This is a genomic window from Pantoea sp. FN0307 (genome assembly GCF_050113815.1).
Taxonomy (GTDB): Bacteria; Pseudomonadota; Gammaproteobacteria; order Enterobacterales; family Enterobacteriaceae; genus Mixta; species Mixta alhagi.
In genome coordinates this window covers 447,393-461,223 of record NZ_JBNJSO010000004.1, presented here as the reverse complement: position 1 = coordinate 461,223, position 13,831 = coordinate 447,393, and the positions used below count along the sequence as shown (strand labels likewise).

Annotated in this window: 4 protein-coding genes and 1 pseudogene; 1 reads left to right on the top strand and 4 read right to left on the bottom strand. The window is 56.2% G+C overall.

Annotated elements, in window-relative coordinates:
- The 3 genes from ACQE3Z_RS14810 to ACQE3Z_RS14800 all read right to left on the bottom strand — a co-directional run.
- A partial coding sequence (locus ACQE3Z_RS14810) for a hemagglutinin repeat-containing protein (protein WP_426974365.1) occupies window positions 1-8,842 on the bottom strand: 8,842 nt, incomplete at its 3' end.
- A 46-nt stretch (window positions 8,843-8,888) separates the two neighbouring features.
- Window positions 8,889-10,598, bottom strand: a complete 1,710-nt coding sequence (locus ACQE3Z_RS14805; RefSeq protein ID WP_426974364.1) for a ShlB/FhaC/HecB family hemolysin secretion/activation protein — start codon at window positions 10,596-10,598, stop codon at window positions 8,889-8,891.
- Window positions 10,599-11,174: 576 nt separating this feature from the next.
- Window positions 11,175-11,723 (bottom strand): glycine zipper 2TM domain-containing protein, encoded by a 549-nt coding sequence (locus ACQE3Z_RS14800; protein ID WP_426974363.1) that lies wholly within the window; start codon window positions 11,721-11,723, stop codon window positions 11,175-11,177.
- A 488-nt stretch (window positions 11,724-12,211) separates the two neighbouring features.
- Between ACQE3Z_RS14800 and ACQE3Z_RS14795 the strand changes: the two are divergent.
- Window positions 12,212-12,382: pseudogene (locus ACQE3Z_RS14795) on the top strand (alpha/beta fold hydrolase); the annotation flags it as partial.
- 59 nt (window positions 12,383-12,441) lie between these two features.
- Here ACQE3Z_RS14795 and ACQE3Z_RS14790 read toward each other — a convergent pair.
- A complete protein-coding gene (locus tag ACQE3Z_RS14790) occupies window positions 12,442-13,746 on the bottom strand; it encodes an NAD(P)/FAD-dependent oxidoreductase (protein ID WP_426974362.1) in 1,305 nt (434 codons plus the stop codon).
- Window positions 13,747-13,831: the final 85 nt, after the last annotated feature.

The following is a 13,831-nucleotide window of genomic DNA, read 5'->3' as shown; positions in this document are numbered from 1 at the left end:
GTATCACGAGGCGGCCTTCACCTACCGCCGCTTTCGTCACCGAGTCCGCGCGGCCGCTGCTGTTCAGCCCCGCCAGCATCCCGTTCGCCAGGTTTCCGGCAAACTGACTGCCAATGCTGCCCCCGGTGCTGAGGCCCACGCTCTGATGCTGCGTCTTATAGTCTGCGTGATTATGAATGTCGCTGAAGCCCAGCGTGCCGGTGTCGAGCCGGTTTTTATCCTCCTGCGCCGTCGAGGCCATCACCGCCCCGTCCAGCTGCGTGTGCTGGCCGGTGAGGATATCAAAGCCGCCTTTCCCGGCAAAGACACCCGTCTGCTCCGCCACGCTCTGCCAGTTGCTGTGCATGTTGTCACGGCTCAGGTTCACGCTGGCCGAGACGGTCATTGAGCCAAAGGTAAAGCTGCCGCCCGCGCTGGCGCTCCGCTGTTTGCTGTCGTAACGGTCACCGTCCTGCTCTGAGGCCAGCGTCAGATTGCGCCCGGTCTCCACCTTCACGCTGTCGCCACGCACCTGCGCACCCCGCAGCGTGGTATCGCGTCCGGCCTTCAGGCTCAGCGCCTCGCCCGCCTCCAGCACGCTCTCTGTATGGGTCACACCGTTGCCGTTCTCCCGGCCCCGACTGCCGTTCACGCTGGCCGACACGCTGATGCCCCAGCCGCCGGATCCCGCCGTCAGACCCACACCGAGACTGCCGCCCTGGCTGCTGTTTTTTCCGTCGGTGCGCTCCGTGTTCTCTGCCGACAGCAGGCTCATATCATTCCTCGCCGTCAGCGCCATATCACCGCCCGCCTTCAGCTGGCTGCCCTGCACGCGGATATCGCCCCGGCTCTTCGCGTCTTCTCCCGTGGCGGTTATTTTCATGTGGCCGCCCGCGCCCAGCGTGCTGCCCTGCGCCTGGTGGCTTTCGGTGCGGGTTTCGCTTTTCGACGACTGGCTGCCATAGGAGAGGCTGATGCCCACCGTCTCCGTCGCGCCCTGCTCTGCGCCTTTATCTCCTGGTGCCAGGCCCGCCGCGCTGTTTCCGGCGTTCGCCGCGTCGGTACTGGCCCCATCCATCTGGTACGCCTGTAAGCCCTGGACGCCGGTCAGCGCCATTTTTGTCGCCTGCAGAGCCTTCAGGCGGTCATCGCCACTCTCCTGCAGGGCGTGCGCCATTTGTGTCATGGAATTGAGCGCCGAACCCACCGTGCCGGAGAGGGCCAGCGTCAGCCCGCTCTGCTTCTGTTCGGTTTTTGTCAGCGCCGTGTGGCTGTTTTCCGCCGCGCTTACCGCGACATCGCTGCCACTCAGCGTCAGATCTTTGCCGGCGATAACATCGCTGCCGTGTACCTTAAGTTGATTATTCGCGCTGAGGATCACGCTGCCGTCGCTGCTGCCGACCGCACTGCCTTTGCTGAACGTGCCGGTCGCGTCGGTGGTGCTTTTCTGCGATGCTTTTCCGATGGTGAAGCCGATACCACCGGTCCCCATCAGGCCCGATGTTTTCTCCTCACGCTGATGATTTTCCTCGCGGAATTCTGCGGCGGTGGTTACATGCAGATCACGCCCCGCCACCAGACCAACATCCTGCGTCCCCGTGACGTTGCTGCCCGTGACGGCAATATCCCGCCCCGCCTGCAGCTGTATGCTCTCCCCGCTGAAGGTGGTGCTGATCCCCTGACGATCGCGCAGTGCATCATGGGTTTCCAGGCTGCTGCGCGACAGCAGCCCGCTGCTGCTCTGTTTACTGTGTTCGGTCAGGTCAGTCACGCTGTTGCCCGTGTTCAGCGCAATATCACGCCCGGCAGCGGCACTCAGCGCGCCGTCCACCATGACGTCAGCCGCGTGGGTACGGATGTCGCGTCCGGCGCTGAGCTGCAGATCCCCGGCGGTGGTAATACGCGTTCCCACATCCGTCTGCTGCGTGAGGCGGCGATAGTTGTCGCTTCCCCAGCTATCGTTCTCGCTGTGGCGGGTTGTCAGGGTGTCCAGCGTCAGATCGTTACCTGCCTCGAGCCGGGTGGTGCCGCTTTTCCCGGCATTGCCGAGGTCGCTGGCCGTAAGCGTGATGTTGTTCAGCGCGCTCAGCGTCAGCGCGCCGTCCGGCGCCTGTACATAAATACCCGCCGGGCGATCCATCCAGCGATCGGCACCCTCACCGCGCAGCGTCGCCTGGCTGGTAATATCGCGTCCGGCCAGCAGTGAAACTCGCTTATCGCCGCCAATCGTACCACCTGTATTGATAATATCCTGGCGAGCGGTGAGGCTGACCTGATTGCCACCGATATAGCCGCTGTTAGCCAGCGTCTGCGCAGTGAGCTGCGTCACCTCACGCCCGTGAATGGTGCCGCTGTTGGTCATATCCCGCTGAACATCAAAAGCTACGTCGCCGCCGCCGAGCAACGCGCCGTCGCCGGTCAGATCGCCCTCTTTCACTTTCGCATAGACCTGCGGCACCAGCACAGTCTGCTGCGTACCGTCCGGCAGCGTCACCTTGTGATTAACCAGCCAGACGATGTCGCTGGTCAGCAGCGCCATCTGCGCAGGCGTCAGCGCCACGCCCGGTTCAAGCTGATATCTTTCACCAAAAGCCACGCCGTTATTCATCAGTCCACGGAATTGCTCCTCGTCGCTGTGATAGCCGCTGATATAGCGATTGCCGGTAAGCTGAACGATCTGATCCCGCACCAGGCGCTGTTCATAATAGCCGTCCCCCAACCGCTTGAGGGTCTGGCTGCCGTCCGCTGACAGGGCGTTCTGCATATAGTCGCTGCCCAGCCAGGTCTTCTGATTAACAAAGCGCGGATCGGTTTCCACCAGATAGTGGCTGTCGCTGGCGGGCTGTAGTGCGAACAGGCTGTTATCTGGCAGGTGGATGTTCGGTGAAATAGTGCGGATAACCGGCCTGATGGATTGCCCGTCCGCCACGGTAGCTGGCAGCGTCAGGGAAAACTGCTCTCCCGCGGGTAATACCAGGGGGCGATCTTTGATGCTGTCCAGCGTGGCGGCGCTGCTGTGACGCGGCGAATTTATCACCGGTGAGGTGGCCGGTTCGTTATGGGTCGGCAACGCTACCGCCATTGCCGTCTGCGGCATGTTAACCGCACTGACAGCGCCAGCCTGAGTAGCCACCCCCTGTTGTTGCCGGTTACCGGTCTGGTAACCCGTACCCTGCGCGGTGGTATTCGCCTGCCATGACAGGGTATTAAGATCGATAGTTTGCGTAACTGCCGCCGGGCGATAGTTGCTGGTGCTTTTGCCCTGCGAAGTTTTGGTACCGCCTAATTTCCTTTTCTTTTTTTTGGCATACCAACGTCTTACGGTTCCGTTATCGGTTGTGACGCGCGTTCCTTTAGTGGCCTGATTATCCAGTTCGCCTATCTGACCACCCAGCGTGGCTCCAGCCAGAATTTGACTGTCATGGTTAGCCAGACGATCGGCGGTAAAGAACATATTCCCGCCCGACAGAATTTTGCCCGGATCGCTCTCTTTGACCTGCGTTTCCTGGACAACACGCTGGTAGCTGTATTCATAGAATTCACTGCCGCTGGTACCGTCCGGCATAATGGCTTTGTGAACTCCATACTTGTTTTTATGGCTGGTATCCACTTTTCCCCAGTCGAAACGATCGGCGTGCCCTTTTAATGCCGCCTCGTGATGCCGGGCGTTCTCGGTTGTTACCGTTGTGGTCGTCAGCTGGTTGTTGGAATTGTTTACCTCCGCCATCGCGATAGAGGCATTCCGTCCCGCCTCGATAGTCGCGCCAGCGTTATTAAGCTGCTCTCCCTGCCCGGTGGCGTGATAATGGTTATCCAGCTGCCTGCCGAACTGCATATCTCCCGCACTGTAAATAAGGGCGTGATGACGATTGTTGATGGTGCCGGCAGCGATATCAAAACGCTCGCGCGCGGCGATAACGGCCGCTTTGCCATTTTCACTGAGGTTATTCAGTATGCTGACCGCCATGGCGATATGATCGCCATAAATACGTCCCGTGCCGGTATTATTCAGTACGTTTGCCACCAGATGTGTCAGCGCGCCATCGATCAGTCCGGTATTGTTCAGGTTGTTAGCGGCTTTTACGTGCGTGTCCTGGGCGCTGATCTCGCCCGTCGCTCTGTTGTCGATATTGCGTGCACTGAGAAAAAGCGCCTGCTGAGCGCCGATGGTGCTCTCGTTGGCCACGTCACCTTTTGCCGTGAGTTGCAGCGTACCGTTGGCTTTCACGTCAGCCACATTATGGAAGTCCCCGTTGAGGGTTATGCCCAGATTGCCCTTTGACAGTACCTGCCCATCTCCGCTCAGAGAAGCGGCTCTGATCTGCCCCTCTTTATCAACAATCAACGTTCCCTGGCGGTTGTTGATCTTCAGCGTCTGGCCTTGAGCTGCGTCCTGAACGATTAGCCTCGCTGCGGATGAGATAAGACCATTGACGTTTTCCAGCTCCTGCTGCACGGTCAGTTCCAGTTGATCGGCTGCCCGCAGTGCGCCCTGGCTGTTGTCCAGCTTATTCGTCTGTAGCGTCAGCGCTGCTCCCTCAATGCCTTTACCGTCCAGCCCCGTGTCACGGTTTATTAGCCAGGGCGTGATGATATCCAGCCCCTGACCGCCATGTATGAATCCACCGCTATTATCAAGCTGCTGAGCAAGAACAAGGCGTCCTGTACCGATACTTTGTACTTGCCCCGACTGGTTATCAAGCTGACCCGCCGTCAGTGTCAGCGTGTCCGCAGAAAGCAGCCTGCCGCCCTGGTTGAGCAGCCGGTTCGCGCCGGGGTTCAGCGTCAGATCTTTTCCACTCTGAATCTGCCCCTGTTGGTTATCCAGCAATCCGCTCCCGATATGGGCATCTCCCGATGCGGCAATCAGGCCACGCTGATTAACGAGCCTTTGCCCCGCGGTATCGATCGCAACATCACCCGCCGACTGCAGTTTACCGTCAGTGTTATCCACAGCCTGACCGTTAAAGGTCAGCCCACCGTTGCCCGCCACCTGCCCCAGGACATTATTCAATTTATCCGCTGTCAGTATGGCCCGGTTTCCGGCTGCGATAAAACCGCCCTGATTGTTAATGTCCGCGCTGTGCAAATCAAGATTATTCAGCGCGACAATGCCGCGCTGGTCACCGCTCTGGGTATTGATCAGCGTGTGACCTTGCGTATCAAGCGTCAGATCGCTTCCCGCCTGCAGCAGCCCGCCCTGGTTTTGCATCTCGCCCACCGTCAGCGTCAGCGATCCGGTGCCGCTGGCCAGCGTACCCGCACGGTTGTTAACGTTACCCCCGGTAATGTCGGCCGCGCGCTGACCGGTAAGCCGACCATTTTGATTATCGATTTCTCCCGCATGGATTATCAGCCTGTCACCGCCGATCAGCCGTCCATCCCGGTTGGCCAGGAGGTTGCCATGCGTATCCAACTGGAGCTCCTGAGCAGAGGCAATTTCTCCTGCGCGATTATTCAGCGTACCGCTATTCAGTTGCAGGATGCCCAGAGCACCCAGTTTTCCCTGCTGGTTATCAAAAGCCTGTTGATGGGTATCGATAATGACGTTCTGCCCAAAGATTGCGCCACGGTCGCCGCTGATTTGTCCAGTCGATAGCTGTAGATCGCCACCGGCTATAATACCGCCGGTATCGCCGCTATCGGTATTGATCAACTTCGCGCCTTGCGTATCAAGAGAGAGCTGGCCCCCCGCCTGCAGCAAACCACGCCCGTTATCCAGGCGGTCGGTCACCAACGTCAGCGCCTTATCTGCAGCCAGGATGCCGTCGCTATTGGCCAGCGTACCGCTGTTCAGCTGCATATCCCCCGCTGAGGCCAGCATGCCCGCATCATTATTCAGTTCGCCGCTAGTCAGGATGACATCACCGCCCGCAATAATGCCGCCTTCCGGCCCGCTTTGTTGATTAATCAGGGCCTCGCCGTGGGTATTAAGCTGCATCTCCCCCTCAGCCTGAATACGTCCGGCCTGGTTATTAAACCTGCCGCTGTCCAGCTGTAAGCCCCCTTGCGAGCTGAGCACCCCTTCCTGATGATTAAACGCATGCTGTTGCGTATCGATAACAACATTTCGTCCCTGGATGACCCCTTTACTGCCTTCAATCTGACCGGTTTTCAGGCGCACATCCCCCCGCGCCACAATACCGCCCCGCTCGCCGCTATCCGTATTGTTCAGCGTCTCACCACGGGTATCGAGCGTCAATTTTTCTGCCGACTGTAGCAGGCCGCGCTGGTTATTTAGCGCGCCGGTATCAAGGGTAAGCGCCTGTTCTGAAAGCACCGTGCCATCGGTATTCGTTAGATTGCCACTGGTGAGATGTACAGCATCGGACGCAGCGATCAAGCCACGACGGTTATCAATAGCACCGCTGGTGACGGAGAGCGTGCCGCCGCTCAGAATGCCCGCCTTGCCGCTCTCCGCGTTGACCAGCATCTGACCCTGGGTATCTATCAGCAAATCCTTACCGGACTGAATAAGGCCTGTGGTGTTATCTACCTTACCACCTGTGAAATTCAGGTTCTGTTGCGCCACCAGCTTACCGCTGGCGTTAGTTAACTCGCCCTGCTGTGTATTCACGGCCAGATCGCCGCCCAGCAATATACCGTCACGGTTATTCAGGCCCTGACTCTGAGCCGTCAACTGCCGCGCAGCCTCAATACGTCCCTGGGTATTATCAATCTTCTCCTGGGTCGTCAGACGGGCCTCTCCGTGTGTTGCGGCAACCAGACCTTGCTGGTTTTGCAGCGTGGCGGCGGATAGTTGCAGGTTATTGCCCGCCAGCAGCTTGCCCTGAGCATTGTTCAGATCGCGGCGGGCATGCAGTTGCAGATCGCCTTTGTCCGCCGCCAGCAGCGTGCCACGGCGGTTATTCAGGTTGCCTGACGTCACATTCAGGCTGCCGCCGCTTTCAATACGTCCATTTTGGTTATCCACTGCGTCGGAAAGCGCAAGAACCATCTCTCCTGTGCCCCGCTGACTGAGCAGACCCTGATGGTGATCAAGCGTCTTCCCGGTCAAGGTTAGCGACTCTGCCTGTGTCTGTCCGTGGGATAAATCGAGATGGTCGCCTTTTATGGTCATTGCGCCAGCCGATAATAGGTTGCCCTGCGCGCCCTCAAGCTGACCAGCGTTAACCGTTAATCTCCCGTTGCCCGCCAGCTGTATACTGCCCTGCTGGTTATTTAAGCGCTCTGTATCAAGCGTGAGGGCATGCCCGTTGCCGGCGATCAACCCGCTGCGGTTTTCAATGTCTTGCGCCTGAAGGTGCGTATCACCTTCGTTAACGATCGTTCCCTGATTGTTAAGCAATGATCCGGTATTCAGGATCAGCGTCTCACGATTTTGCTGGCGCAGCAGGCCGCCCTCGTTATCAATATTTTTTGCCGTAACGCTGAGGCTGTCCGAAGCGATCTTGCCTTTCTTATTGGTCAGTTGGGTAGCCGCCTGCACGCGAAAATTTTTCCCCGTTAGCGTGGCAGCCGAGGTGGTAATATCTCCCTGCGTAGAAGTCAGCGCAATATTTCCCGCTGTTGTCTGGCTTCCGCTCAGATCGACCCTGGCTCCCTGAACCAAAATTCCATCACGCGCCAGGTTTTGCCCCTGCGCTTGCAGCTCTCCCTGACTGGTGAGCACCAGATTTCCCGGCTGCGTCAGAGCGCCGCTGTTGTCAACGCCTGCCGCCAACGTTCCTTCGCTGCTACTTTTAATACCCTGTGCTGTGAGTCTGTTATTTCCTGCAGCAATAATCGTCCCGCTGTTATGCAGTGTCCCTTCTGAAGTTAACGTGACATCCTGCTGTGAGCCTATCTTTCCGCTGTTGTGTTGATCGCCCTGGCTGGCGATATGCAGCGCGTCATGGCTGTGCAGCGTGCCGCTGTTCTCCAGCTTGCCATCAAGGGTCAGGCGAAGCTCGCCTACACTTGCACCCAGTTCCCCTGCGTTGCGAACCCCAACGCCCTGCTCAGTGCCGGTCAGGGTAATCTTGTTGGCGTACATGCCGCCAAGCGCTGCCACATCAAGCGCATAAGCAGGCTGGCTGGTGGCATCAGACGCTTTTACGCGGGTCACGCGCCCCTCTGCCGACACCTCATTTCGACCGGTTACGACGTTCAGCTCGCCGGCATGCAATTTAGCATTCACCGTCACCGACTGCGCAATAATCTGGGTATAGTCTGCTGCCGTATCTCGTAAGCCTTTCCCTTCAATATTGATGCGACCGCCGTTGACGTCGAAGCCCTTCAACTGCCCGTTTTCCATTACCGGCTGCCCGGTGGTCAAAGTATTGCGGCTGGCATTGATAAAGCCGCAGCCGTTGCAGGTAATACCAGAGGGATTAGCGATCACTACCGCCGCACGTTTCCCGGCGACCTCAATAAAACCGTTAAGCTGGCTTGGGTTACGGCTGTTCACTTCATTGAGAATGACGCTGGCTTCCTGCTTTGCCAGCCAGGGGTTGGCCGCAACCATGCCGCCCAGTTTGGTTTGGACATTTTTATGGCTGTTATTGAGAATAGCGCCGCGCTTATCGACATCAAGCTGGCTGTATTGGTTGCGCGAAACGCCGTGGCTGTTCGGCGTCTGGATATTGATCTGCGGCAGGCCATTGGCCGTTGACACAACCGTGGGCTGCTGATTTCCGGGCGCACGGCTATCCGCGACAATATTGGCCTGCGTGGGCAGGCTGACCACGCCTGCTGCAAACCACAGAGCGTAACAGAGCGGGTTAATGCGCACCTGCACTTCTGGCATTCTGCGCTGACGGCTGCGGGCAAAGCGGGTATAACCTCCGCGGGCGATGTCGGGCACCACCATCAATATCCCACGAACTTTATTAAAAATAATGCGATAGCAAAGTTTATTCATAATACGCACAGTCCATTGTCAGACAAGATACCCGGTGAGCAGGTTTTCAATAATTCCAGTTCAGGCTAAAGCCGTACGTAACCGGATTGGTTTTAAATCCCTCTGGCTTAGAGAGGGGGATACCGGCAAAAAAGTCATAGCTGATGTTGGCCGGTGCGATCCCGCCGCGTAAGCCTGCTACGCCACCCGCCAGATGGCCGCCGGGCAATCCGCCCTGCGTGGCACGATTGCCGCCAACCTCGCCATAGTCTGCTCCCAGATAAAACTCCTGTGCCGGAACCGGCGTTTGCCAGGCCAGCGTGTTTTGTAGCGTCCAACCCCGGCTGGCGCTCAGGGTTCTTTCACCGTCGAATCCGCGTACCGTCCATCGGTTGCCGATGGCGAATTCATCCTGCGGCGTTAATGGCGTATTGCTCATCTGACGACGATATTGGATGTTGTAACTGAAATTTTGGTTGCCCAGCGAAAAGGGCGTGGTCAGTGCCGCCTGCCAGGTAAGGATTTTCGAGAGCGCGGTGGCCCAGGTATCATCCTCATAGCTTTCTTCCCACGCAGGTAGCGCGCCAAACCAACGAGTTCCACGCTGATAGCTCACCCCCGCGTCCAGCGTCGCCGGGCCAAGGTAGTGCCGATGCGTCAGCCCCAACCGCCATGCGCTTGTACGACGCTGTTGGCTGGCGATTTCAGTGTTATTAATGAAATTTTGCGACGCTTTAACCAGTACATCGTAGCTGGCGGTCGTTTTGGAAGTGGCATTACGGTGCAGTACCCGACTGACCTGCAGATCCAGCAAGCGGCTTTTGCCGGCATACAGCACATCCAGATTGTTGTATCCGGCTACTGTCTGATGGTAATCGTAGTCACTGGCGGTTATCCCGAATTGCCAATAGCCGAACGGCACCGAGTAATGACCAGAAAGATTTTTGCTGCTTTTCCTGCCAGCGAATCTCAGGTCACGGCTGGCAGTGAAATAGAGTAAATCGCTTAACGAGGTGGGATTATCCAGCGCCAGCATTACGCCGCTCTGATAGCGCCCTGTGTTTTCCGTACCAGAATCATCCAGCCAGAACCCCAGGCGCCAGAATCGCTGCTGTTTACGTTCAATGATAATGTCGCTTTCACCCGCTTTGGCGCCAGGGCGTAACGTCATATGCGCCTCCACGCTCGGCAGACGCTGCAAATTTTCCAACCCCTGTTCAATATCCCGCAAATCGAGCAGCGCGCCAGCGTGCGCCGGCATGGTGGGGTAAAGACTGGCATACTGCGCAGAGGATGACGTTAGCGTCACGTTGCGCACTTTACCGGCCACTATCAGCAGCTTAAGCTCCCCAGCGCGCAAATCCTGCTGCGGCGCCAGTACACGCGTTGTCACCCAGCCGTGGTTGATTAGTCGGTTTTGCAGCGTCCCCATCAGCTGATTGATGCCCTGCACACCCAGGCAGTGGCCAGTCGCCCGATCGGCAAGCCGTTGCAGGGGAACCCAGTGAGGTAACGTTTCTTTTCCAGAGAGCGTAACCTGTTTAATGGTAAAACAAGGCGTTTCGTCCGGGAAAACCAGGCGCGAAGGCACGGGTACGGGCTTAGACAGGCGAATATCAGGCGCTTGCGGCATCAATTGTTGTTGGCGGGCTTTTTGCTGTTCTTGCTGATGCTGTATTTGTTCGTCACCCGGCGCGGCCTGAACGACGCCAACAAACAAAGTAACAAGCGCAGCGACAGATGGCGCTGATACGCGTATTTTTTTCTGGCCCTGCATATTAATTCCGGCGGCGTAAAGAGTAAACAAATAGGTATGAAACGCTATTATGCACCCTGATAAAAACAGAAAATAGAATATACGCTTTATTTACGCAGGCTGTTTATGAAATGTTTATAAACAGCATTTCTGGGTACGCGAAATAATGTTATTTAGATCCGGGGACAGGAAAATATAAATTATATCTATTTTAATTATCAGGCAGCGCGCGGAGTTTTAAATTACCTTAAGGCAAATAAAAATAATATAACACTGATTATTTTTAATTATAATCACCCTGTTTAATTAATCAGCATCAATAAATAAGTGCCACATACTCTCCCGTATGTTCCTTTACCTCTGTCCGCAAATTTCGTAACGGCATCATATTATTCTTTCAATTAAATAAAGCGGAGGTTAGCGCGAATACAGCATGTCTGTTGGCGAAAAGAACCGTTATCGGAAGCAGGTAAGTTGATGATACCAACTCAGCGATAAAACTGAAAACGAGCCTCATCACAATAATGAGGCTCGTTATGCAGGTGTGGCCTGTCAGCTCTGGTTGTTGCCCGTACCCAGCCGAAATGCTGTCAGAGCTTATGCCTGATTGCCGTTGCTGTTAAGGATGAGCTGCCCGTTCCGATCCAGCGGAATGCGGGTGCCGGGATCGTTTTCCATACGGATTTTTCCCTGCTGATCGCCAATTTTATAGGTGACGTCATAGCCCAGCATTTTATCCTGCTTATCGTAGACCGTTTTGCAACGCTGTTCAGTGGTGGTGTAAGTATCACGATCCTGCAGACTGCCCTGAACCTGATTACCGGCATAGCCGCCTGCCAGCGCGCCCGCTACTGTTGCCACATCCTTACCGCGCCCGCCGCCAAACTGGTGACCCAGTACCCCGCCAGCCACCGCGCCCAGTACTGAGCCAGCGATACGATTCTCATCCTGTACCGCCCGACGATGGGTAAGCGTCACGTTACGGCACTCCTGCCGTGGGTTCTTGATCGTTTCCTTGATGGGCGTTGCGGAAATAACCTGTGCGTATTGGGGAGCCGGATTAAACACATTCATACTGGCAACGGCAGCCACGCCCAGAGCAGCAACCACACCAATACCCATACCCGCTATCATTGATTTATTCACAGGAAAACCTCCTGACTATGTTACCGCGCAATCCTGCTGCTGCCGGTTCCCTGGCAGTAAGCCCTACTCGGCGTGCGCGACTCGCCGTGGTAATTGATAAAAATTGTGCAGATGCAGACGAAAACCAGCAATCAGATAAAGGGAGGAAAAGCGCTAAAGCCGGATAAACAAAGGCTTTTCAGAGAGTTCTTAGCCACCAGCGCGTTGCCCATAACAATGTTGCCCCTCCCTTTTTTACTTTAACGCCACGCCGGTCACATAAATATTTCACGCCCGCCCGGTTCGTGATTTACGGGCCCGGGAAATTTCTGTCCCGTTGAGGAAACAAAATTTTCTAAATCAATCTTTGCTATGTCGGTAAGCCAGAAAACAGAGGAATTCACTATGGACAATCGCGGATCAAACATCATATCCACGGCTCCGCTTCGTCAGACCAGCGCAGCGATCGTAGCCTTACCGGTTACGACACGCGTTTGCTGGCGGAGTAAGTACCGATGCTGGCTGTCAGCGCTGAATTTGGCTCGATTCCTGATATGGCTACGCCGCTGCGCGCTTTTGCCGAAGAGGTTACCGGAATTTTGGTGCCGCACTGCGGCCATTTTTTACCGGAAGAGCAGCCGCAGGCCGTTGCCAGCGAGCTAAGCGCATTTTTTATTTAACGCAGTATCAGGAAAGAGGCAGCCCGTGTTGAAGCACAGGCTGCCTTAGCTGCGGGAAATTAATGCAGCTTCAGGCGTGGACGGATCACCCGGTTGATGCTGCCCACCAGCATCATCAGACCGGTTTTAAAGTAGCCGTGCAGCGCAATCTGGTGCATACGATAAAGCGAGATGTAGACGAAACGCGCGATACGTCCTTCCACCATCATTGAACCACGCATCAGGTTACCCATCAGGCTGCCTACAGTACTGAACCGGGAGAGCGAAACCAGCGAGCCGTGATCTTTATAAACATAAGGCTTCAGCGGCTGCTGACGCATTTGCGCCAGGATATTTTCCAGCGCCTTCGAAGCCATCTGATGTGCCGACTGCGCACGCGGCGGCACAAATCCGCCGGACGGCAGCGCGCAGGAGGCGCAGTCGCCGATGGCGTAGATATCGTCATCCAGCGTGGTTTGCAGCGTCTCTTTCACCACCAGCTGATTAATACGGTTGGTTTCCAGTCCGCCGATATCTTTCATAAAATCTGGCGCTTTGATGCCCGCTGCCCAGACCATCAGATCCGCTTCGATAAAGTCGCCGCTTTTGGTATGCAGGCCATGTTTATCCGCGCTGGTGACCATGGTTTGCGTCAGCACCTGCACACCCAGTTTGGTCAGTTCCTGATGCGCCGCTGCAGAAATGCGTGCCGGCAGCGCTGGCAGAATGCGTTCGCCCGCTTCGACCAGCGTAACGTTCAGCACTTGATTATCCAGCCCTTTGTAGCCGTAACTGTGCAGCTGTTTAACTGCGTTATGCAGCTCAGCGGAAAGCTCAACGCCCGTTGCGCCGCCGCCAACAATCGCAATATTGATTTTCCCCTGCCGGTCGGCATTGGCGGAATACTTCAGGAACAGGTTAAGCATTTCATTATGGAAACGCTGCGCCTGATGCGGGTTATCGAGGAAGATGCAGTGATCTTTCACGCCCGGCGTACCGAAATCATTCGAGGTGCTGCCCAGCGCCATAACCAGCGTGTCGTAAGGCACTTCACGCGCCGGGACCAGCACTTCGCCCTGCGCATCACGAATTTCCGCCAGCTGTAGCCGCTTGTTTTCCCGATCGATATCGGTGAGCGACCCCAGCTGGAACTGGAAGTGGTGATTACGCGCATGGGCCAGGTAGCTGAGCGCATCGATACCTTCATCCAGCGATCCGGTTGCCACTTCATGCAGCAGCGGTTTCCATAAATGACTATGGTTGCGATCGACCAGCGTAATTTCCGCTTTCTGACGGCGACCCAGCTTGTGCCCCAGCTGCGTTGCCAGCTCCAGACCACCGGCTCCCCCACCAACGATAACAATTTTTTTCAACGGTGTAGTCAAAATGACCCCCTTAAAATGTAAACCAAAAGTTAACCAAAGGTTAACAAAAACCTTAGTTAACATAGGGTTGCGAAGTTAAATCGCG

What these genes read in the sequence shown, in the direction of transcription:
- ACQE3Z_RS14805 (WP_426974364.1), bottom strand. Translation starts at nt 10,598, where the DNA reads ATGCAGGGCCAGAAAAAAATACGCGTATCAGCGCCATCTGTCGCTGCG.